General features: G+C 43.8%; 20 protein-coding genes and 3 riboswitches. Of the genes, 8 read left to right on the top strand and 12 right to left on the bottom strand.

From position 1 onward, the window contains the following. Positions 1 to 900: an EamA family transporter gene (locus tag RKD52_RS03545; RefSeq protein WP_454098702.1), complete on the top strand. Its 900-nt coding sequence runs from the start codon at positions 1 to 3 to the stop codon at positions 898 to 900. A 218-nt stretch (positions 901 to 1,118) separates the two neighbouring features. Here the strand turns inward: RKD52_RS03545 and RKD52_RS03540 are convergent, their stop codons facing one another. The 4 genes from RKD52_RS03540 to RKD52_RS03525 form a co-directional block, all read right to left on the bottom strand. Further along, positions 1,119 to 1,643, bottom strand: coding sequence for an NAD(P)H-dependent oxidoreductase (locus RKD52_RS03540; protein ID WP_454098701.1), 525 nt, complete (start codon positions 1,641 to 1,643; stop codon positions 1,119 to 1,121). An 84-nt stretch (positions 1,644 to 1,727) separates the two neighbouring features. Beyond that, positions 1,728 to 2,162 (bottom strand): MarR family winged helix-turn-helix transcriptional regulator, encoded by a 435-nt coding sequence (locus RKD52_RS03535; RefSeq protein ID WP_454098700.1) that lies wholly within the window; start codon positions 2,160 to 2,162, stop codon positions 1,728 to 1,730. 87 nt (positions 2,163 to 2,249) lie between these two features. Continuing rightward, positions 2,250 to 2,798 (bottom strand): hypothetical protein, encoded by a 549-nt coding sequence (locus RKD52_RS03530; RefSeq protein WP_454098699.1) that lies wholly within the window; start codon positions 2,796 to 2,798, stop codon positions 2,250 to 2,252. Continuing rightward, positions 2,788 to 3,279: an RNA polymerase sigma factor gene (locus RKD52_RS03525; protein WP_454098698.1), complete on the bottom strand. Its 492-nt coding sequence runs from the start codon at positions 3,277 to 3,279 to the stop codon at positions 2,788 to 2,790. The genes RKD52_RS03530 and RKD52_RS03525 overlap by 11 nt, the downstream gene beginning before the upstream one ends. A gap of 255 nt (positions 3,280 to 3,534) precedes the next feature. On the opposite strand from RKD52_RS03525, the gene RKD52_RS03520 reads away from it, so the two are divergent. The 3 genes from RKD52_RS03520 to RKD52_RS03510 all read left to right on the top strand — a co-directional run bounded on the left by RKD52_RS03520 (position 3,535) and on the right by RKD52_RS03510 (position 5,343). Next, positions 3,535 to 3,735, top strand: a complete 201-nt coding sequence (locus RKD52_RS03520) for a helix-turn-helix transcriptional regulator (RefSeq protein WP_454098697.1) — start codon at positions 3,535 to 3,537, stop codon at positions 3,733 to 3,735. Next, entirely contained in the window at positions 3,732 to 4,187 is a 456-nt protein-coding gene (locus tag RKD52_RS03515) for a DUF3278 domain-containing protein (protein WP_454098696.1), read from the top strand. Before RKD52_RS03520 ends, RKD52_RS03515 begins: the two co-directional genes overlap by 4 nt. Positions 4,188 to 4,497: 310 nt before the next feature. Next, complete coding sequence (locus tag RKD52_RS03510) at positions 4,498 to 5,343, top strand: SDR family oxidoreductase (RefSeq protein ID WP_454098695.1); 846 nt, start codon at positions 4,498 to 4,500, stop codon at positions 5,341 to 5,343. Between the two features lie 2 nt (positions 5,344 to 5,345). On the opposite strand, the gene RKD52_RS03505 is transcribed toward RKD52_RS03510, so the two are convergent. Continuing rightward, complete coding sequence (locus tag RKD52_RS03505; protein WP_454098694.1) at positions 5,346 to 6,302, bottom strand: alpha/beta fold hydrolase; 957 nt, start codon at positions 6,300 to 6,302, stop codon at positions 5,346 to 5,348. Between the two features lie 292 nt (positions 6,303 to 6,594). On the opposite strand from RKD52_RS03505, the gene RKD52_RS03500 reads away from it, so the two are divergent. Further along, complete coding sequence (locus RKD52_RS03500) at positions 6,595 to 6,792, top strand: PspC domain-containing protein (protein ID WP_454098693.1); 198 nt, start codon at positions 6,595 to 6,597, stop codon at positions 6,790 to 6,792. A gap of 150 nt (positions 6,793 to 6,942) precedes the next feature. Here RKD52_RS03500 and RKD52_RS03495 read toward each other — a convergent pair whose 3' ends face one another. The 5 genes from RKD52_RS03495 to RKD52_RS03475 form a co-directional block, all read right to left on the bottom strand. Beyond that, positions 6,943 to 8,148 carry a M20 family metallopeptidase gene (locus RKD52_RS03495; protein ID WP_454098692.1) on the bottom strand — a complete coding sequence of 402 codons (1,206 nt, stop codon included), beginning with the start codon at positions 8,146 to 8,148 and terminating at the stop codon, positions 6,943 to 6,945. A 19-nt stretch (positions 8,149 to 8,167) separates the two neighbouring features. Continuing rightward, positions 8,168 to 8,998 carry a MetQ/NlpA family ABC transporter substrate-binding protein gene (locus tag RKD52_RS03490; protein WP_454101128.1) on the bottom strand — a complete coding sequence of 277 codons (831 nt, stop codon included), beginning with the start codon at positions 8,996 to 8,998 and terminating at the stop codon, positions 8,168 to 8,170. Between the two features lie 12 nt (positions 8,999 to 9,010). Beyond that, a complete protein-coding gene (locus RKD52_RS03485; protein WP_454098691.1) occupies positions 9,011 to 9,661 on the bottom strand; it encodes a methionine ABC transporter permease in 651 nt (216 codons plus the stop codon). Then, positions 9,651 to 10,682: a methionine ABC transporter ATP-binding protein gene (locus RKD52_RS03480; RefSeq protein ID WP_454098690.1), complete on the bottom strand. Its 1,032-nt coding sequence runs from the start codon at positions 10,680 to 10,682 to the stop codon at positions 9,651 to 9,653. Before RKD52_RS03480 ends, RKD52_RS03485 begins: the two co-directional genes overlap by 11 nt. A gap of 87 nt (positions 10,683 to 10,769) precedes the next feature. Then, positions 10,770 to 10,874, bottom strand: a riboswitch (SAM riboswitch). An 83-nt stretch (positions 10,875 to 10,957) separates the two neighbouring features. Continuing rightward, positions 10,958 to 11,063: riboswitch (SAM riboswitch) on the bottom strand. 65 nt (positions 11,064 to 11,128) lie between these two features. Continuing rightward, positions 11,129 to 11,551 (bottom strand): DUF4395 domain-containing protein, encoded by a 423-nt coding sequence (locus RKD52_RS03475; RefSeq protein WP_454098689.1) that lies wholly within the window; start codon positions 11,549 to 11,551, stop codon positions 11,129 to 11,131. Between the two features lie 148 nt (positions 11,552 to 11,699). Next, a riboswitch (SAM riboswitch) is annotated at positions 11,700 to 11,806 on the top strand. A 70-nt stretch (positions 11,807 to 11,876) separates the two neighbouring features. Here RKD52_RS03475 and RKD52_RS03470 point away from each other — a divergent pair. Continuing rightward, positions 11,877 to 12,647 (top strand): alpha/beta hydrolase, encoded by a 771-nt coding sequence (locus RKD52_RS03470; protein WP_454098688.1) that lies wholly within the window; start codon positions 11,877 to 11,879, stop codon positions 12,645 to 12,647. A 29-nt stretch (positions 12,648 to 12,676) separates the two neighbouring features. Further along, positions 12,677 to 13,411 (top strand): AAA family ATPase, encoded by a 735-nt coding sequence (locus RKD52_RS03465; RefSeq protein WP_454098687.1) that lies wholly within the window; start codon positions 12,677 to 12,679, stop codon positions 13,409 to 13,411. A 105-nt stretch (positions 13,412 to 13,516) separates the two neighbouring features. Here RKD52_RS03465 and RKD52_RS03460 read toward each other — a convergent pair whose 3' ends face one another. Then, positions 13,517 to 13,891 (bottom strand): YciI family protein, encoded by a 375-nt coding sequence (locus RKD52_RS03460; RefSeq protein ID WP_454098686.1) that lies wholly within the window; start codon positions 13,889 to 13,891, stop codon positions 13,517 to 13,519. Positions 13,892 to 14,410: 519 nt separating this feature from the next. On the opposite strand from RKD52_RS03460, the gene RKD52_RS03455 reads away from it, so the two are divergent. After that, the gene (locus RKD52_RS03455) at positions 14,411 to 18,940 is read left to right on the top strand and encodes an Ig-like domain-containing protein (protein WP_454098685.1); all 4,530 of its coding nucleotides are present in this window, start codon (positions 14,411 to 14,413) and stop codon (positions 18,938 to 18,940) included. A 487-nt stretch (positions 18,941 to 19,427) separates the two neighbouring features. Here the strand turns inward: RKD52_RS03455 and RKD52_RS03450 are convergent, their stop codons facing one another. Continuing rightward, on the bottom strand, positions 19,428 to 20,450 hold the full coding sequence (locus tag RKD52_RS03450; protein WP_454098684.1) for a LacI family DNA-binding transcriptional regulator: 1,023 nt from the start codon (positions 20,448 to 20,450) through the stop codon (positions 19,428 to 19,430). Between the last annotated feature and the right edge of the window lie 3 nt (positions 20,451 to 20,453).

Below are 20,453 nucleotides of genomic sequence, written 5' to 3'. Positions count from 1 at the left end.
TTGATTAAATATTCGTTTCTCGTGTTTATTGGAGCGTGCAGCTACGGCATTATTTCTACGATTATCAAGCTTGCCTATAAACAGGGCTATTCAGTGGAAGAAGTCATCGGGAGCCAGTATGTGACTGGCTTTCTTCTCTTTTTGGCCTGCGCCCTTCTCTTTTCGAGAAAAAAAGCAACATGGAAACAGGCGCTTTTCTTAATGCTGACGGGGACGACGACAAGTTTTACAGGAATTTTTTACGGAAAATCACTCGAGACCGTTCCTGCCTCCATTGCAATTATCCTGCTGTTTCAATTTACGTGGATCGGCATCTTAATTGAGGCATTTTATCTGAAAAAGAGACCTGACAGCGCAAAGCTTTTCGCTGTCCTTCTTTTGCTCATAGACACCTTTATGGCAGGCAATCTGTTCGGGAAAGAAGCCATCAGCTTGACGGATCCGGGGATCATTTGGGGTCTTCTATCTGCCGTCTCGTTTTCTCTGTTTATTTTTGCAAGCGGGAAGGTAGCAGCTGAGCTTCCATCGCTTAACAGAAGCCTGTTCATGTCGTTTGGGGCAGCCATCTTCCTCACCATTCTTTTCACTCCCGATTTTATGACAAATGGTTCTTTGCAGGCAGGCCTATGGAAATTCGCCTTGCCTCTCGGCTTTTTCGGCGTGTTTATCCCGGTTGTGCTGTTTTCAGTCGGAACTCCTAAAATCGGGTCAGGACTCGCCACTATTGTCGGGGCTGCCGAACTGCCTGCAGCCGTTCTCTGCTCTGTCTTTTTTCTGAAAGAATCGGTGAACCTGCTGCAGACGGCCGGCATTATGCTTATCCTTTTGGGTATTGCCGTCCCGCAGCTGGTCTATTTTTTCCGGCAGAAAAAGAATGTGAGTCAGACACTGCGAATGTAAGGTGAATATGCACTCGAATCGTACGCTATCTGTACATGGGATGAAGATTATAACGTAAGAAAGATAGATAGAGTGTACGACACAGAAGCCTGATATAGAAAGAAAGATAGATAGAGTGTACGACACAGAAGCCTGATATAGAAAGAAAGGGTGAATTTGTTATTCTCAAATTCACCCTTTTATATTTATATCCCAGCCTCTTTTCTATATGCTGCGCCTTAAAAATCTGCTTTAATGTGGCGGATCAGTGCCTCTGCACTTTCGTTTACTTGTTCCTGATTCAGTGTTCTTACCCCATGCTCGACAAACGCTGGAAGAAAGCGCATGCCCGTCAGGTTAGCCATTGCCTGAAACGGCTTGAACAGTTCACTCATGCTGTAATGGTTGTAGCCTCCTGACTGATACGCAGCTTCCGGTCCTCCCGTTGAAACAGCGAGCATAAACTCTTTTCCGTGAAGCTTTGTTCCCTGTGAGCCATATGCCCAGCCGTATGCCAGCACCACATCCTGCCATTCTTTCAGAAGAGACGGACTGCTGTACCAGTAGAACGGAAATTGAAAGACAATCCGGTCATGTTCAAGCAGGAGCTTTTGCTCGCGCTCTATATCAATTTTAAAATCCGGATATTTACTGTACAGGTCATGAACCGTAACATCTTCTTCTCTATTTAAATGGTTCAACCATGTTTTATTAACGTTTGACCCTGATAAATTCGGGTGGGCAGCTATGACTAATGTTTTCATTATATCTCTCCTTAAATAGTTGTATATGCAAATGATTGCGTAAAAAGAAAACATTTGTACATGCAAATGAATACACAAAAAAATTTACGTTCTTTTCTCTAGTTTATTGCTCGCCTCATGCAGCGACTTGCTTAATTCCAGGCTGAATTCTTTTCCAAGAACAGCGGAGTATTCCTCAAACAGATCCTTCAGCGATGCCCGGAACTGTGTATAAATCTTTTCTCCCTCACTTGTAAGTGAGATGAAAGACTGCTTGCCGTTTACTTTCCGGTTTACAAGCCCCTTCTTCTCAAGCTTGTCGATAAATCTGGTGCTTGTTGATGGAGCAATGGAAAGCTTTTTGCACAGCTCTTTTTGAGTGATTCCCGGATGAAATTTAACGGTCATGATTAAGTATAAATAAGATGGCGCAAGGTCACCCGCATCAAAAACGTCTTCAGCAAGTTTTGTCATGTTTCGAGCGAATCGGCTCGCCGTAAAATACAAACAGTGCATGAGTACTTGTTCTTCTTCGTTCATTTGCATCATTCCTTTTATCATTTGCATATACAAATTAACATGTTTTTAAATGCAATGTCAAGTAAGTAATTAGGAGCAGGAAGAACGTCAATCCCCTGCCCGAAACGTCTTAATTGCTTCCTCTGCCTGCTTTTCTGTTACATACGGTGTATGAAAATAAACACGAACAACTGTCCCGTCTTCAAGTTCCAAGAAATAATGATAGGTCTGCACAGCGGTCATTGTCTTTACGTGCTGAAGCAATCGTTCTGCAGGATAGGCCAGGTTCGTGATCTCCTTTTTCTCAAGTATTCCAGCACCGCCTTCAAGACTTTGTTTTTCCTCAGTCGAACTCAGTACAGCTCCTCCAACTGTGCGCTCTCCCTGTTTAAATACAAGACCTTTGTCACTTTTCAAAATGTCCATTCCCTGAGGCAGATCAATTGTGTACATTTGCTCGCCGCTCCTGCCGGATTCATTTGCAAGATAGACAGAGAAAAGACCAATGCCAAGGAGCAGGACAGCGGCAGCAGCTATCTGAAAAAAACGGTGCATGAGTGTAATAGGAGCCTGCCTTCTCTGCAAGCGTGCACGAATGGACTGTTTTTGTGAAGGAGACATGTTTTTTCTGGGGAATTTCATGTTCTCATAATTCAAGCTCAGCACCTCTTTCCAACCGTGGGTTTTGCTTTAATTTCTGAAGAGCCCGGTAATACGTCCGGCTTACTTTTTTTCTTGGCCAGCCAAGAACATGTGCTGTTTCTTCTACTGAAAGTTCGGAGACCATTCTGAGCATAATCACGTCGCGGTATTCTGCCTTCAGCTCTGAAATCGCTTTGTATGCTTCACTCAGCTCTTCATGTTCAACCAAAATCTCGTCCGGTGTTTTTATATCCCGCTGACCGGGCAGCCAAGCAAGCAATTTCTTCCTCCTCCACTGATCGATGACAAGTCTTCTCGCGATGCTGATCAGCCATGTTTTCGGATGGCTCTCTTCCCGGAACCTGCTTTTGAACGCTTTTATAAACACTTCTTGAACATCATCTTCGACATCATGTGTGCCCTTGTAATACACAAGAAAGTGGTGCACATCGTCGCCGTATTCGCTGAACATCCTCTCCAGTTCCTGTCCGTCCATCCCATTCACCCCATTTTGCCCTCTTTGCCCCATTAGACGTTTTCTTTCTTCCATTCTCTCACTGAAACGAAAAAAATTCAGTCTCTTTTCAGACTGAATTTTTTCCGTTTTGATCATCGGTTTAATCTAAGACGGCGGTCGATTATTCAAAAATCGGTCAGTTTAGTTAAATATGATTTGATTTTTCACTTCATTAAATGTAATATATACATTACAAATGCAATGTATATATTACATTAGGTGCAGGGTGGGATAATGAGAAATAATGTCAAAATAACTCGAATCAGCATTTCAATGACCCAGGAACAATTAGCTAGAAAAACGGGTGTAACCAGACAGACAATTGGACTAATTGAGAAAGGAGAATACAATCCGAGTCTTCAACTCTGTATTGCCATAGCGAAAGTACTTAATAAAACGTTAAATGATTTATTCTGGGAGGTAGAAAACGAATGAAATCTTGGATATCTTTACTAATACCGGATGATGAATATAAAGAAAGAAAAATGCTGTATTTTTTATCTGAAGGTGGAATAGTCCTCTTCCTTTTTCTAATTGTGATGGTTATTACCGGCCGGTATTTTGACATAAGTGCAGAGGTAGTATTGCTTTGTTCTATCGCTGTCTTTCTCTTTTATGTATATGGACGATACATCATATCCGGAATTGAATATACCGATATCACGTCAGAAAAGGCATACGTTAAAGAATTAAGGTCCATTTTTATTAAAACAGTCACTTTTATAGTTATATTTTTAGCAGCATATATGACTCTTATTAAGGTACCTGACAGTCCGAATGAATGGATAGAAATTTCAGGACTTTTATTAACTCTTTGTACAGTGATGTTCTTCTCCAACTACATTTCCTTAAAGTGTTCCTATAAAAAAAATAAAGAGTTATTATAATGATTTTAAAATGACTGTATTCTTTATATAGGAGTGTGTTTTGATCTGAAAATCAAACAAATTTTTTTAACACCGCCCATGGATGGGCGGTGTTTTGCAAGTTTATAGCATTGAGTTGAACAGTTCTATGATCACCAATATCTTATACTTGCCCGGCCCATTCTTTTTTACTTTCCATTATCCTCATCCTCCCAAAAATGGATCTCCCATAAGTTTTATAACAATTCGGACAATAATACGCAAGATAACCCTTACGTACCGCCGCCATATATAATGGAGAAAAGACATGTCTACACGGAGGAAATGCCATATGAATGAAAAAACAGTGCTCATTACAGGTGCATCAAGCGGTTTTGGGATGCTCGCCGCCTGCAGACTTGCAGCGGAAGGATACCGCGTCATCGCTTCTATGAGGAATACGGAGAAACAAACGGACCTTTTCAGGATGCTTGGAGAACACGAAGAAAGAGTGACGGTTCTTGAGCTTGACGTCACGTCACCGGAATCCATTGATGCATTGAAGAAGTATTTGAAAGAGACCGGCAAAATCGACATACTGATCAATAACGCCGGATTTGCCTTTGGCGGATTTGGAGAGGAAGTAACGGTTGCTGATTATAAAAGCCAGTTTGAAACGAATTTCTTCGGTGTCATTGCTGTTACCCAGGCGGTCCTGCCATATATGCGCAAACAGCGCAGCGGAAAAATCATCAACATGAGCAGCATCAGCGGATTGATCGGCTTTCCCGGCCTCTCGCCGTATGCAGCATCAAAGCATGCGCTTGAAGGATACAGCGAGAGCTTAAGACTTGAAGTGAAGCCGTTCGGCATTGATGTCGCACTGATTGAACCGGGCTCTTTTTCTACGAACATCTGGACAACGGGAAGAAAAGTATCTTCAATAGAAGATTCTCCGTATCTTGTGTATATGAATGCCATTGAAAACGAACTTGAACAGGGAAAGGAAAAGCTTGGGGATCCGGCTGATGTCGCTGAACTGATTGTTAAGCTGTGTGCAAAAAACTCATTGACTAAGCTCAGATATCCGGCTGGAAAAGGCGTCCGGATATCCCTGTTCTTAAAACGGATACTACCCTGGCGCATGTGGGAATCCATTCTTATTGGAAAACTGCTCAGGAAGAAGATCGAATTGTAAACTTACTTATTCAGAAACTCTGTCGTATACTCGTTTATTTCCGCTGACTTTGTCCAGTGGAGATAATGATGTCCTGTAAGCGAAACAAGTTTGTGTTCTTTCACATGGCTCATTTGATCCAGATAGAACGTTTTAATTTTTTCGTCTTTTGCTTTTTGATCCTTATCCTCCGCTTGAAAAATCATAACGGGAATATGCGGGGGGAACGTCATATCTTCTGTTTTTTCCGCACTTCTGCTCAGTTCATTCGCTTCATCTATGACGTTTTTATGGTAGTTTTTCCATGCGGCAATTCGTTTGGTCATGCTTTTATTTTCTTCTGAATATGTTTCTTCCTCTGCAATCGGAAGAAAGTCTTCAGGCGTGAATGCCGCCGCCCACCTGGCAGCACCGAGTACAGAGGCAGCACGAACGAACGAAGGAACCGACGGAGCTTTTTCATTAAAAAAGTCAAAAGCCTTTGGCAGGGTTGGATCAATTCCGATAATAGCTTCAATTTCATCTGGATAGGCATTGGCAAAGTACATACTGTAAACCCCGGAGACTGAGTGCGGCATCAAAATATACGGACCGTTGATGCCGGTTTTTTTCAGTGCCGTCCGCACCTCTTCCACCATGTTCTCCACTGTGCGCACTTCATTCGTTCCATCACTCCATCCATAGCCGAATGGTTCTGCAACAACGACTTTATGGTTCTTTGCCAATTCATTTACCAGCGGCTCAAAATCAAGGACTGGCGCAGCCGTTCCGAGTCCGCTTAATAGCAAAATCGTATGTTCTCCTTCACCCTTTGTGTAAACGTGCATGCTTCTTCCGTCTACTTCGACAAGCTGACCCGGAGCCTGGTATTTCTTCTGCTCATAGAATGTGATCACTTGATGAAGGATGAAGCTCAGCAATATGATTGCTCCAATCAGCATAAAAAGAGTCCGGATGATTTTTTTCCATTTTGTTTTCATGGTTTGTCCCGCTTTCTTTAATAAAGGTATTCACCTAGTTTAGCGGACAAAGTTTAAGACGAGGTTATGATTTGTAAAAGAATTGTTTAAAATTGGTTCTCGCTGCAAAGAAAAACTCATTTGCTTAAAAGGGGTAAAGTTTAGATGCGGCAGATCAGACAGCACAGCAGCGGAAAATAATCGGCTTTGTCCGTCTCCCAAGAAAAATTATGTTAAAATGGAAATAATTTGTTATCAGGCTTTAAGGCAGGCTGGTTGAGCAAATCTTATCTAATCAGATTGGGGTGTTTAGATGAAAAGCTTATATAAATCCACGCAAGATAAGCAATTATCAGGTGTACTAGGAGGCTTAAGCGATAAGTATAAAATTGATGTCAGCATTCTTCGAATAGCTGTTGCACTGTCATTCTTTTTTACTGGCGGAATAACATTATTAATTTATATCATAGCTGCAATTGTCTTGCCAGCAGATAAAGAAATTAAGAGATGACTATATGTAAGAAAGCCAGCAGGCCGCGGGAAACTAACTGGAAAAGGATAAGGGACTCCAGCCAAAAACTGGAGTCCCCTTGTCATGTCAGAAAGATGAAAATCTCTCAATGCTGTTCAACTGGTGCTTCAAGACGGTCCTTTACCCTTCCTATCCCTCCAATTCCTTCCGCTGTCTGAACTCTTCCTTAATCTCATCCAGAAGCACAGGGTCTGTCAGCAGCTGAAGCGCGGTCAGGGCAAGGCCTTTTGCACCGAGCAGAAGCGCTGCGTCCCCCTGCTCTGATTTGGCTGCCTCCCTGAATTCGTCTGTGTGGCCGACGAGGGTATCGGGTCCAATTTTGATGTACGGATGGATCGTCGGAACAACGTGGCTGATATTGCCGGCGTCCGTTGAGCCGAGGCCTTCGCGCTCAGACGTTTCCACTGTTTCTCCGAGACTTTCAAGCTGCTGTTTAAAAACGGAATCAAATGTCCGGTTTAGCACCAGGTTGTCGACTTCATTTTGAAAAGCAATCACGTTCAGCTTAGCGCCTGTCGCCAAGGCGGATCCCTGTGCTGCAGCTTTGATGCGTTCTGTTGTTTCTGAGCACTTTTTTCTTGTTGCCGCGCGGATGTAGAATCGAGCTTTCGCATAGTGTGGGACGATATTCGGGGCATCGCCTCCGTGCGTGATGATTCCGTGAATTTTCACATCGTCCGTTACATGCTGGCGAAGGGCATTGATGCTGTTGAAAAGCTGAATCACTGCATCCAGGGCATTGATTCCCTGATGAGGAGCAGCTGCAGCATGCGCAGGCTTTCCAATGAATTCAAAATCGAGCGGATCCACTGCAAGGGAGTTCCCCGTTATTCTCGTAGCGTTCGACGGGTGCACCATTAGTGCCGCATCGATGCCTTCAAGCAGCCCGTGCTTGACAAAGCTTCCCTTCGCACTGCCGTTCGGGCCGCCTTCTTCTGCTGGTGTTCCCAAAACGACTACTTCTCCGCCAATTTCATCAATCTGTTTGCCGATGGCAATCGCTGCTGCTGTGCTTGCGGTGCCGATGATGTTGTGGCCGCATGCATGGCCAAGTCCAGGAAGCGCATCGTATTCTGCCAGAAAAGCAACAGATGGGCCGCTTTTTACTGACGATTTTTTACGGGCCAGAAACGCCGTCTCATGTCCTGCCACTCCGCGTTCAACTGTAAATCCTTCTGCCTCAAGCAAGTCGGAAAGGAGCTTTGAAGCAAAGTATTCCTCATTGCCGATTTCAGGATTTTCATGAATCGAATGGCTAATCTTCAGGTACTCTGCCTTTCTTGATTCTATTTCATCAATGATTTGCTCTTTAAGCGTAACAGCTGCTGTGCTCATGCTCTTTCCTCCTCAATGGTTATTCTCCAATTTCACTTAGAGGGACAAATGTAGGAATCGTGGCTCCGTCATATTCTTTTTTGATAAAGTCAGCCGTGTCTTCCTCCTGGTAAAGCTCAACGATACGTTTCAGTTCTTTGCGGTCTTTATCTTCCGTGCGTGCTGCGATAATGTTGATATATGGTGTGGCTGTATCATCTTCATGGAAAATAGAATCTTTGATCGGGTTAAATCCTGCATCAACGGCAATTCCGTTGTTGATGATGGATCCCGCTACGTCGGGAAGGACACGCGGTGTCTGGCCTGCGACGACAGGCACGATTTCAAGGTTCTTCGGATTTTTGACGATTTTATCAAGAGATCCGTTGCCGTCAAAGTCTTCAGGAAGTTCAATTAAGCCTGCTGACTGAAGAAGGAGGAACGCTCTTCCCATGTTAGTCGCTTCATTCGGAACAGCAATTTTTCCGCCTTCGGGAATGTCTTCAACAGATTTGTATTTATCCGAGTAGAGGCCTAGAGGCGCGATGACCGTTGTTCCGATTGGAGTCAGGTCAAGATTATGTTCCTTTTTGAAGGCATTAAAGTAAGAAATCGTTTGAAACGCGTTGGCATCTAGCTCGCCTTCTGAAAGTGCCAGGTTCGGCTGCACATAATCTGAAAATCTGACAATCTCAATGTTAATGCCTTCTTTTTCTGCCTTCTTGGCAACAAAATCCCATATGCGGTTATCAGATCCGCTGACACCGATTTTTACATCCACCTCTTCTTTTCCGCTTGCTGTTTTATTTCCGCATCCTGCAGCAAAAGCAGCAAGTGCTGCAATGAGCGTTAAAATGATCCATTTTTTCATCATTGTTCTCTCCTATCGTCTTCTGATTTTTTTCGATAAAATGTTTCCTGAAGTCTGCAGTCCTTGAACAAGGACAACAAGAATGGCCACTGTTATGATCATGACAACCGTGTCAAAGCGCTGGTAGCCGTATGTAATGGCGAGATCTCCAAGCCCGCCTCCGCCGACAGCCCCTGCCATCGCAGATGCGCCGACAAGTCCGACTGTCGCAATCGTAAGACTTAATACAAGCGAGCTTAATGCTTCCGGAACAATAAATTTAAAGATAATCTGGCTTGGCGTTGCCCCCATTGCTTCTGCCGCTTCAATGACTCCCGGGTCAACTTCAAGCAGCGAGTTCTCTATTAATCTGGCAATATAAGGACCTGCGTAAAAGACAAGCGGCACAACAGCTGCAGCTGTTCCGATCGACGTTCCGACAATCAGTCTCGTCAGCGGAACAATCGCCACCATCAAAATGATGAACGGCACTGACCGGAAGAGATTCACAATCCCGTTCAGGATGTTAAAAATAATGGCATTTTCCCATAGATGCCCCTTTCGGGTAATGACCAGCAGCACGCCGAGCGGAAGGCCGATCAACGTGGAGAAAAGCAGGGAAAAACCTGTCATTGCGAGTGTTTCGACTAAAGCATCAATTATTTGCTGAGAATCAACTAGCATGTGCATTCACCTCTTTCACTGATACGTTCTCCTGGTTCATCACCAGAAGCGCTCTTTTTATTTCACTTTCTGTCCCCTGAAGTTCAACGATTAAGTGTCCAAACGGAATTCCCTGAAGCTCCGTAATGTTGCCGAACAGGACGTTGATATGGAGGTCAAATCGTTTCGCAATCTGCGAAAGGAGCGGCTGTCCTGAGGATTTGCCGACAAAGTTAATTTTGAAAATCTGTGCCTGGCTGTTTTCCTCCTGAACAAGCTTCAGGACCGATTCGGGAATAGAATCATTCAGAACAGAGCTGACAAAGTTTGAAGCGGTCTTTGTTTTCGGATTTGAGAAAACCTCAAACACAGAGCCTGATTCGATGATTTTCCCGCCTTCAATCACGGCCACTGTATCGCAAACCTCTCTGATAACTGACATTTCATGCGTGATCATGAGAATCGTAATGTTGTATTCATCGTTGATTTTTTTCAAAAGCTTCAGAATCGAAGCTGTTGTCTGAGGATCAAGCGCTGAGGTAGCTTCATCGCACAATAGAATGGATGGCTGGGTAGCAAGTGCTCTTGCAATTCCGACACGCTGTTTCTGGCCGCCTGATAACTGATCAGGGTACTGATTCGCTTTGTCCTCAAGTCCTACAAACGAGAGCAGCTCAGCAACCCGCTCCTTAATGACTTTCGGCGAGGCCTTTGAGAGAAGCAGCGGCATCGCCACATTTGCATAGACCGTTTTTGAATTCAGCAGATTGAAATGCTGAAACACCATGCCAATTTTCCGTTTGACTCCTCGCACATCCTTTTTGGAGAGAGCCGTCAAGTCAAGTCCATCAACAATGATCTGTCCTGCTGTTGGACGCTCGAGCAGGTTTACCGTGCGGATCAGCGTGCTTTTGCCCGCTCCGCTGAATCCGATAACTCCGCAAATTTCCCCTTTTTTCACCTCTAGATCAATGCCGTCAAGGGCTTTCACTTCATTGCCGCCGCTTTCGTATACCTTTGTGACGCCTTTAAATTCAATCATCTATGTAACCTCCCATTTATTTTGCATTAAAAAAACCCTCTTCTATCCGACAAGAAGAGGGCATGGCATAACGAATCACCGGTTCTCTTCTCATCTCCCAGGCAATCGCCTGCTGGAATTGGCACAGTACTTTTTCAAAAGTCCGCTGCCGAAGCATCATGGGGCCAGTCCCTCCGCTTCTCTGGATAAGAAAATCATGATTTAGTTTTGAAAAATAAAAACCTCTCCCTGAAAGACAGGAAGAGGCTGGATCTGCAAAAAAAGACCGTTCGCTCTTCTCATCTCTCAGGCTTCACGCCTGCTGGAGTTGGCACAGTTCTCATAATGAGTCCGCTGCCGAGGTTTCAAAGGGCCATATCCCTCCACCTCTCGTGATAAGAAGCTATATTTTCGATGTGTCTTACTTTACTCTCGTATTTTCTAAAAGTCAACACTTTTTTAAAAAATCAGTTGGACTGCTTAGAAAGTCTGCGGAATTTAAACTGCTGCCACTGAAAACGGATAAAGCAGCCGATGCAAAAACCGAGAATCGCAACAAATGCAGCAATGGCAACCATAATAGTCGCCGCATAGGCAAGCACCGTCCAGTCAAGCATGTGTCCGGCAAACCCAAGGCTCAGGCAGATCACTGCTATCACCTGATTAAACTGCTGCTGATCAAAATCTTCTTGTATATAGGCTGAAGGCTCTTTTTTCAAAAAGATGCCTGCAGCTTTCATAATCGGGTTTACTTTAAACAGCAGTCCCATAATTCCGGCCGTAAGAGGCACCAGTAAAAAAGCGCCCATGCCGCTGATCCAGAACGCTGCAGCGGATAGAACGATCACCCATTGATTGACTAACACTAGAGGTTTTGGAATGGTTTTCACACTAAAACCCACCTGTCTGATTGGAATATAAGTATTTTACTCCAGGCAGGCAACTTTGTGAAGAGGATTGCTTAAGGAAGTGATTGACAGCTATCTCTCCAGCATGATAAGATCATTAAAACCAACTAAACCAATAAGAATTAAATATAAACTATCAAGAGTGAACGAGAGATCTGGCTCCATGACTTCACAGCAGCCGCCGCACGCCGGAAAGGTGCTCCAACCAGCAAAGCACGATGCTTTGGCCGATAAAGACAAACCCTCTCTTGTCAGCTGTAAGCAGGAGAGGGTTTTTTAGTTCAAAATTGATTGGGAGGAAATGATGATGACGACGAAACATGTGCCTGTCCTTGCAGGAGCTGAAAGCTTTTTTCATAAAGGAAATGAGATCGGCATTCTTCTGTGCCACGGATTTGCCGGTACGCCTCAGAGTGTAGGCGAGCTTGGAAAACTTTTGGCCGCAAAGGGCTATACCGTTTATGCCCCGCGCCTGAAAGGCCACGGAACTACTCCCCTCGATTTTGAAGACTGCTGCTTTACAGACTGGATTCAAAATATCGAAGAAGCCTATAAAAAGCTTAGAAAAGTGTGTCGCAGGATCTTTGTTGCCGGGCAGTCCATGGGCGGAATATTAGCGGCTCACCTTGCCTGCAGGCACCAGGAAATTGACGGCCTTATCACCATCAATGCAGCACTCAGTGTTCCAGGCTATGAGGTTTTTCAGCACGAAATCGAACCCCGTTTCATTCCAGAAGGAAGACCGGATATCAAAGCGGACGATATTGAAGAAATTACGTATGAAGCCGTTCCGATTAAAGCCGTCCACAACCTGCTGACGCTCATCAATACAACGAAACCCGTGCTTTCTGAAGTAACCTGTCCGGCCCTGATTTTCAAATCAGAAGAAGACCATGTTGTTCCGGCCTCAAGCTCAGATGTTCTTTTCCATGCCATCTCATCTCCTTTTAAACAGATGGTCAGCCTCACGAATTCCTATCATGTGGCCTCAATGGATTTTGACAAAGATATCATTGCAGAAAAAACAGCCGGCTATATTGAACTTTGCTGCTCCAGGGAGTATAAATTGTCTGTCTGAATCTGCTAAACTGTAGACAGGTGATGAACATGTTCTTAAAATCAATCAAACTGCTGAAAGAGAATATCCCCTCTTTTAAAACATATCCCTTTTCCATTCCGGCCATTGCCTGTATGGATGAGCTGAGGCTGACAAGCCCTGTTACTTTTTTCGTCGGTGAAAACGGCTCGGGAAAATCGACCCTGATGGAGGCCGTTGCCTATCAGTGCGGCTTTAACACTGCAGGCGGAAGCCACCATCTATACAAGCCGAGAAGCTCGGAGTCAGACCTTGGCGATTACATACGGCTCGGATGGATGCCCAAAGTGAAAAATGGTTTCTTTCTCAGAGCAGAATCTTTTTTCCAGTTTGCCTCCCATCTTGAAGAGCTCAGTGAAGATCCTCTATCAGGAGATGTCTTCGGTGCATACGGAGGAAAATCGCTTCACGAACAGTCTCACGGTGAGTCGTTCTTGTCCCTGTTCCTAAACCGCTTCGGCAGCAAAGCCATTTATTTGCTTGATGAGCCGGAGGCAGCGCTGTCCCCGTCACGGCAGCTGACCCTCCTCCGCATCCTTCACGACTTGACGAAAAGCGGAGACACTCAGTTCATTATTGCCACTCATTCCCCCATCCTGCTTGGCTTTCCGGGCGCTGACATTCTAAGCTTTGACGATGAACAAATTACAAAAAGGACGTACGAAGATACGGATCACTATCAAATAACGAAATACTTTCTCGAAAACCGGGAGCGGTTTTTGGAGGAGCTTTTTAAAGAGGAATAAAAATGGGAACTCCACCGGAAATTGGAGTTCCCTTTCTTTTATTCCATTGGAGTTCCGGCAGTGGGAGATTCATTCTGATCACCAGTTACACTTTATCAAGGCAGCTCATTTTTCATTCTTAAAGAAATGAACAGGTCGGACTTCAATCCGCCAGCCGAATTCTTCTCCTCGGCTGATTTGCGTTGTTGGATGAAGAGAGGCCAGTTTAATTGCTTCATCCATACTTTCTGCTTCAAAAACAAAGACACTGCCGATCAGATCTTCCGTTTCTTTAAATGGACCATCTGCTACAACAACCTGACCGTTTACACGGCGAAGACTCTTAACTTCAGATTCAAGACCTGCATCAAGAAGCACCTTACCGCTTTCATAAAAATTCTCGATTACAGGCTGGCATTCACTCATAACCGCCTCAATTTCTTCTCTTGGCCGTGCATTCATTTTTTGCGGGCTGAAATAGCCCATACATAAAAAGATCATGATTTCCTCTCCTTCAGCTCTCAAATTTCCAACTAATACTACCGCTTTTTTGTTCACCACAAATGGACTTGGACTGTAAGTGTAAGAAATCCGACTAAAGCTACCAAAAACATCAAACTTTTTATAACCTTCTCTATCATTTCAATAATCAGAGGCTATTCTCCTTTTTTAAAAAAAGGAAGAGTTAGAACCGATCCTGCTTAAGCATGCACAAATCCTTAGATGTTACACATAATCATAGGTCATACTTCCCTCTTTCCTTCTTTCCATAAAACAAAAAACATCTGAATCTTCTCCAAATCTCTTAAACTGCCTCATGTTTCAAGGCGAAAACAAAATATCTGCACTCTATACAAAATTCCCTCCCTAACAAATGACTCCATTTAAAGATAGAATGGTCAAATCAAATGAAAGCGCTAACAAACTGTGGGGTGAAGGTTATAGTTCTATAAGACTAGATGTCATTCAACTATTCAAAACGTTTTACGCGAAGAAAAAATGAAATAAGGAGATGAATACATGACAAGAAAGCCTAAAGCAAAGCGGATCCTGATTCTTTTATTGGCCATTCAAATGCTCATATTCAATGCCGGTTTACTAACAGGCAATGCAGAGGGACTAAGCAAGAATGAGGCCGGAACTGCCGCTGTGCAGACTATTACATCCATGACTCCGGTCGGCGATCCTTCTATAAAAGTAGGATTTGACGGCGGTGCGGGATTTCCATTTCCAACATTCAATAATGGGGCAGCGTTCGATGACGTAAAAGATGATATTGCCCTTTTTGTGAAACAGAATAATGAGTGGGTTTCAATCGATAACAATCCGGACAGCGGATGGATTTATGACTCTAATTTCGGAAACTGGTGGGAAGGTCCGGGCGGCTATTGGTTTAATCCGGTAGAAGAAACCACGCAGGTTAAAGTGGCTTCCAAAACGAATCCAGGCATTTTTGTTGAGTACACATTAAACGTTACACCTGCGGTTCCTCAGCCGATCACATCCATGTCCCCGGCTGGTGCTACTGCACTTGATGTATCACCTTCAGGCGGGGTCGGGTTTGAATTTCCGAGATTTAACAACGGGGCTACCTTTAAAGATGTAAAGGATGATATCGCCCTCTTTGTAAAGCAGGATGGTGACTGGGTTTCGATTGATAACAATGCAGCCAGTGGATGGATCTACGATAAGAATTTCGGAAACTGGTGGGAAGGCCCCGGCGGCTATTGGTTTAATCCGGTAGAAGAAACCACGCAGGTGAAAGTGGCATCTAAAACAAATCCTGATGTGTTTGTTGAATACACGCTGAAGGTTACGGTGCCTGTGAGAAACTCCTTCAAGATCACGAATTTTGACGGCAGATCCACTTTTGAAGCGGATCAAAACGGGGCAATTGGCCTGCCTATTCCTAAAATAGACGGCGGCTCCGCTATAAAAAGTGAAGTTGATAAATTTGTTTATGAAGTGAAGATTGATGGCGAGTGGGTCAATATCCTGGAATCCAGTTTAACTAAATTCAGCTATTCTTCTAATGGATACAACCGGATGTCTTCTGCCAATCAGTGGGGCTACTGGGTGGATTACATCTTTGGGCTTTGGTTCCAGCCTATTCAGGAGGACATGGATTTCCGCATTGGCTATCCGCTGAATGGAGAAAAAGGCGGAGAAATCGGAGACAACTATGTTCAGTACAAATTCATCGGAAATCCGGATGCCTATCGCCCGGACGAAACAAAGTTAGATGATATCCAAATCGGCACGTCTGAGAACTCAGAAATTGCAGGTTGGAATTTAACTTGGGGCGATGAATTTAACGGCACTGAACTAGATGAAACCAAATGGAATTATTCCACAGGATACTATCTGAATGATGACCCCGGCACTTGGGGCTGGGGCAACAATGAACTTCAGCATTATACGGACAGTGAGGATAATGTTTTTGTAGAAGACGGGAAATTAAACATAAAGGCGCTCGACGATCCGAAGACATTCCCGCAGGATCCGAACCGTGTAGCCCCCTACTCTTCGGGAAAAATCACGACACAGGATAAATTCACGTTTAAATATGGCAGAATTGATTTCAGCGCAAAGCTTCCTGCCGTTACCGGAGCCTGGCCTGCACTTTGGATGTTGCCGAATGATGATGTATATGGAGGCTGGGCTTCTTCTGGTGAAATAGATGTCATGGAAGCAAGGGGACGTGTTCCCGAATCGACAAGCGGAGCGATCCACTTTGGCGATGAATGGCCATTAAATAAGTATCTTTCCGGTGATCAAACCTTTGCTGACGGAGGAAGAATTGATACAGACTACCATGTTTACAGTTTAATATGGGAGGAAGATATCCTCAGCTGGTATGTGGACGGCAAGTTTTTTTACAGCGTGACAAAGGAACAATGGTATTCAGCAGCGGCTAGGGAGAATCCGCGTGCCCCATTTGATCAGGACTTTTACATCATCATGAACCTTGCATTGGGAGGATGGTTCGACGGAGGAATAGAACCATCACCGGATGATTTCCCTCTTTCCATGCAAGTAGACTATGTTCGCGTGTATGACCAGGAAGTGAAGGAAGAAGAACCAGTTCCTGTTACAGGCGTAAAAATTAATAAAACGGAAGCTGTATTAACAGCTGCAGGGCAAAAAACAACTCTGTCAGCGGCAGTTGAACCGTCAAATGCAACGAATAAGAAAGTAACCTGGTCCTCAAGCGACGAAACTGTGGCTACAGTTAGCGCCAGCGGTGTTGTAACGGCTGTGAAAAATGGAACAGCGACCATTACGGCAACAACCGAAGATGGACAAAAAACAGCAGCATGCACGGTGACTGTCGCAATTGAACCGCAAGTACCGGCAGATCAGCTATTCCCGTTAAAAAACGGTTCGTTCAGCCAGAAGCTGACTTCATGGTCTGCATGGAGCTGGAAAAACAATGATGCTTTTATCAATGAGATAAACGCAGAGGATAGTAAAGCTGAAATCACCATTCCAAAGTTTGATGCCAGTGGTGCGGGAGCTGAAAAATGGGCTGTACAATTCAAGCAAACCGGACTTCAGCTTCTTAAAGACAAGGAGTATGTAGTCTCCTTTGATGCCAGTTCAACAATTCCGCGGGATATGGAATTGGTTGTTCAAAACGCGGCATATAACAGAGTATTTGAGAAAACTCTATCTTTAACACAGGAAAGTAAAAGATATACCTATTCATTCAAAGCAACAGCAGAAGAAATCGTCGAATTAAATTTCTTATTAGGTAAATATGCTGATTATGACCAGCATGGCATTACCATTGATCATGTCGTCCTTGAAATGAAAAATCCTGCTTCAAACAAGATTAAAAACCCTTCATTTAAAGATGGAAATGCTTCATGGGAAGTATGGTCGAATGTTGGAGCAACTTCCAGCAATGAAGGCGAAAAGAAGCAAATAACGATCCCATCACTGGGCAGTGACTTCTGGAGCATTCAATTCAGCCAGCTTGGCCTTTCATTAGAAAAATCAAAGTCCTACCGACTGGTTTTTGATATGTCTTCTACCATTGGAAGAAAAATAGATGCAATTCTTGAAAGCGCCAGCTATGACAAATATGTGTGGGAAACGATTGAAGTAAATGAAGAGGCAAATACCTATGCGATCGAATTTACTCATGAAAAGAATACCGACCCTGCTGCAAAGCTTATTTTCGCATTAGGGAAAGTGGATGGACAAGACGCACTGGCAGAGCATACCGTAACGATTGATAACGTGCATCTTTATGAAATCCCAGAGCTGCCTGCAGATCCGGCTGATCCTCCAGCGCCGGAAAAAGAAGGCTACGGTGTCGGAACCATCAAGGAAAATTCTGTAGAGTTTTATGTGAATGATGCTCCTTGGGCCATTATTCATTACATTAAAAATGGCACTACGCAGCAGAACATCATGATGAATAAAGCCGGTGATAACTACTCCGTTTACACATTGAATGATGTAAAAGAGGGGGATGTCATTAAATACTGGTTTACCTATGGCTTAGATGCCGGAGGACAAGCAGAATACAGCGAGCAGATTTATACGCATAAGTTTGCCGTCCCTGCACCGACAGCGGATGAAGTATCTGATCAATCGACAGAAGTGACAGGAAAAGCGGAAGCCGGTTCGACGGTGACTGTGACGATCGGGACAGAGAAATATTCGGCAGCTGCAGACTCTTCAGGCGCCTTTAAAGTCACGATTCCTAAGCAAACGGCAGGCACCGTGCTGAAGATTACAGCAGCAAATGCGGCTGGAAATGTGAGCGAAGAACTGAGCATTACAGTAAAAGATAAAACAGCTCCTGGCAAACCTACTGCGGGTGAAGTATCAGATCAATCGACAGAAGTGACAGGAAAAGCAGAAGCAGGCTCGACTGTTACCGTTATGAGTGGACAAGATAAATATACAGCAGCCGCGGATTCCGAAGGTTCTTACAAGGTAACCATACCTAAGCAAAAAGCAGGAACCGTTCTGAAAATGACAGCAGCAGATGCAGCTGGAAATGTGAGCGAGGAACTGAGCATTACGGTAAAAGCAACGGCTGATTCAACGATTCCAACAGCGAACGAAGTTTCAGATCACTCTAAGGAAGTAACCGGAAAAGCAGAAGCCGGCTCGGTTGTAACGGTGACAATCGGAACAAAAAAGAAAAAGTATACGGCAACTGCAAATGCTTCAGGCAATTTCAAAGTGAAGATACCTAAACAAAAAGCTGGAACAGCCATTTACCTTACAGCAACGGATGCAGACGGCAACATCAGTGGCACCAGAACGGTCATTGTCACAGATAAAACGGCGCCTAAAGCTCCAAAAGCAGACAAAGTAGTCAGCCGTTCTACATCTGTCACAGGCAAATCAGAGGCTCATGCCACCATCACAATTAAAGTCGGCAAAAAGGTCATCGGAAGCGCCCAGGCAGACCTTAAAGGGAAGTTCAACGCTGTAATTCCCAAACAAAAGAAAGGTACCACCCTCCGCATCACCGCTGCTGATGCAGCAGGGAATGTGAGCAAAGCTGCGAGTGTGAAAGTGAAGTAAGCAGCAAGAAAGCAGACCGTGAAAACAAAATATGAAGGTGAAAAAGCATGCAGGGTTTAATCTGCATGCTTTTTGGTGAGATGTATTTTATGTAACAAAATCTCTGAGAGTACAAAATAGTTACATATTATTTTGTTATACATTTTTGTTACATCAATTTTCTGAGTTTATGGATGTTTTTATAAAACTACTAATCATGTAACAAAAACGACCGTTTTCGTTACAAATATAAAATACTCTTTTTTATCAAGCCCTTTTAATAAAATATTACAAATCTATAAAGAGGAACTCCCGGATCGTTCGCCGCGGCGGCCTGCCGCAAACAGCACAGGAGCCTAAGGACTGTCTGTATACAGTCGGAAATTTCACTGGGGAAGTGACACGGTACAGGCTAATTAAAAGGGAACTTCTTTTGATTAGCCTGTCGGTCTGCCGGTAGGATTAAATGTTTAATTGCTAAAAAAATTGAAATTGCTATTACTATTTTTCACATTGTGCTTTTTCTAATGACAAGTTCAGTTGGAAGATAATAATCCTTGTATTCAAGAGAAGGGTTTTCAATCCTTGCAATAAGAGTTTCAGCTGCTTTAATTCCTATATCATAGGCAGGCTGTTTAACAACCGTTAACGGTGGTGAAGTAATCTTGGTCCAATCGTAATCATCAAAGCCTATAATCATTAGTTCTTCCGGAATTTTAATTTGTTTTTCATTAAAGAAAGCGACAGCTCCCATAGTCATGATGTTGTTTGCAATCATAATTGAAGACGTTTTTTGTTGCTCCCACAATTCTTTTGCAAGCCTGTAGCCTTCTTCAAATGTCGCATCTCCTATTTTAACGAGATTCGGGTCATAGATCACACCGTTTTCACTTAATGCCCTCTTATAGCCTTCTATCCTAGCATTGCTGGTTGTAAGGCCCAGCCCTCCCGAGATAAAACCAATTCTGTCATTTCCTTTTTCCAGGAGAAGGCGAACTGCATCATAAGTGCCTTGCAGGTTATCAGCAAGCACGCAGTCTCCAGCAACATCTTTAGGCTTACGGTCAATAAAAACAACCGGATAGTGTCCGTTCAGGGCTTCATGTAAATGTGAGGGGCCGGACATGGCTGGAGCAATAATCATTCCATCTATCAATTGAGTATTAAAAACCTTGATTTGCTCCTTTTCGTTTTCAATTGACTCATTGGAATTGCTTAACAGGAGATGATAGTTATGTTCTTTAAATTTATGTTCGATTCCCTGTGCTATAGACATAAAGAAAAAATTCGATGTGTCCGCACCCATTATAGGAACGAGGAGGGCAATCGTTTTTGACCTGGAACTTCTGAGACTGCGTGCAATTGAATTGGGACGATAATCAAGTTCCTTCATTACCTGGACGACTCTCTTTTTCGTTTTTTCCGATACATGCCGAGTTTCATTGATGACATGTGAAACGGTGGCTGTGGAGACACCTGCCCTCTGAGCAACATCCTTCATTGAAAAAAATTTTTCATTTGTATTAAGCATGTA

This window comes from Metabacillus sp. SLBN-84 (assembly GCF_053629595.1).
This window is presented reverse-complemented; position numbering and strand designations above follow the sequence as displayed.

What these genes read in the sequence shown, in the direction of transcription:
- RKD52_RS03510 (WP_454098695.1), top strand. Translation starts at nt 4,498, where the DNA reads ATGAATGAAAAAACAGTGCTCATTACAGGTGCATCAAGCGGTTTTGGG.
- RKD52_RS03455 (WP_454098685.1), top strand. Translation starts at nt 14,411, where the DNA reads ATGACAAGAAAGCCTAAAGCAAAGCGGATCCTGATTCTTTTATTGGCC.
- RKD52_RS03525 (WP_454098698.1), bottom strand. Translation starts at nt 3,279, where the DNA reads ATGGACGGACAGGAACTGGAGAGGATGTTCAGCGAATACGGCGACGAT.
- RKD52_RS03465 (WP_454098687.1), top strand. Translation starts at nt 12,677, where the DNA reads ATGTTCTTAAAATCAATCAAACTGCTGAAAGAGAATATCCCCTCTTTT.
- RKD52_RS03485 (WP_454098691.1), bottom strand. Translation starts at nt 9,661, where the DNA reads ATGCTAGTTGATTCTCAGCAAATAATTGATGCTTTAGTCGAAACACTC.
- RKD52_RS03460 (WP_454098686.1), bottom strand. Translation starts at nt 13,891, where the DNA reads ATGATCTTTTTATGTATGGGCTATTTCAGCCCGCAAAAAATGAATGCA.
- RKD52_RS03480 (WP_454098690.1), bottom strand. Translation starts at nt 10,682, where the DNA reads ATGATTGAATTTAAAGGCGTCACAAAGGTATACGAAAGCGGCGGCAAT.
- RKD52_RS03490 (WP_454101128.1), bottom strand. Translation starts at nt 8,998, where the DNA reads ATGAAAAAATGGATCATTTTAACGCTCATTGCAGCACTTGCTGCTTTT.
- RKD52_RS03520 (WP_454098697.1), top strand. Translation starts at nt 3,535, where the DNA reads ATGAGAAATAATGTCAAAATAACTCGAATCAGCATTTCAATGACCCAG.
- RKD52_RS03540 (WP_454098701.1), bottom strand. Translation starts at nt 1,643, where the DNA reads ATGAAAACATTAGTCATAGCTGCCCACCCGAATTTATCAGGGTCAAAC.
- RKD52_RS03505 (WP_454098694.1), bottom strand. Translation starts at nt 6,302, where the DNA reads ATGAAAACAAAATGGAAAAAAATCATCCGGACTCTTTTTATGCTGATT.
- RKD52_RS03450 (WP_454098684.1), bottom strand. Translation starts at nt 20,450, where the DNA reads ATGCTTAATACAAATGAAAAATTTTTTTCAATGAAGGATGTTGCTCAG.
- RKD52_RS03535 (WP_454098700.1), bottom strand. Translation starts at nt 2,162, where the DNA reads ATGAACGAAGAAGAACAAGTACTCATGCACTGTTTGTATTTTACGGCG.
- RKD52_RS03515 (WP_454098696.1), top strand. Translation starts at nt 3,732, where the DNA reads ATGAAATCTTGGATATCTTTACTAATACCGGATGATGAATATAAAGAA.
- RKD52_RS03470 (WP_454098688.1), top strand. Translation starts at nt 11,877, where the DNA reads ATGACGACGAAACATGTGCCTGTCCTTGCAGGAGCTGAAAGCTTTTTT.
- RKD52_RS03500 (WP_454098693.1), top strand. Translation starts at nt 6,595, where the DNA reads ATGAAAAGCTTATATAAATCCACGCAAGATAAGCAATTATCAGGTGTA.
- RKD52_RS03495 (WP_454098692.1), bottom strand. Translation starts at nt 8,148, where the DNA reads ATGAGCACAGCAGCTGTTACGCTTAAAGAGCAAATCATTGATGAAATA.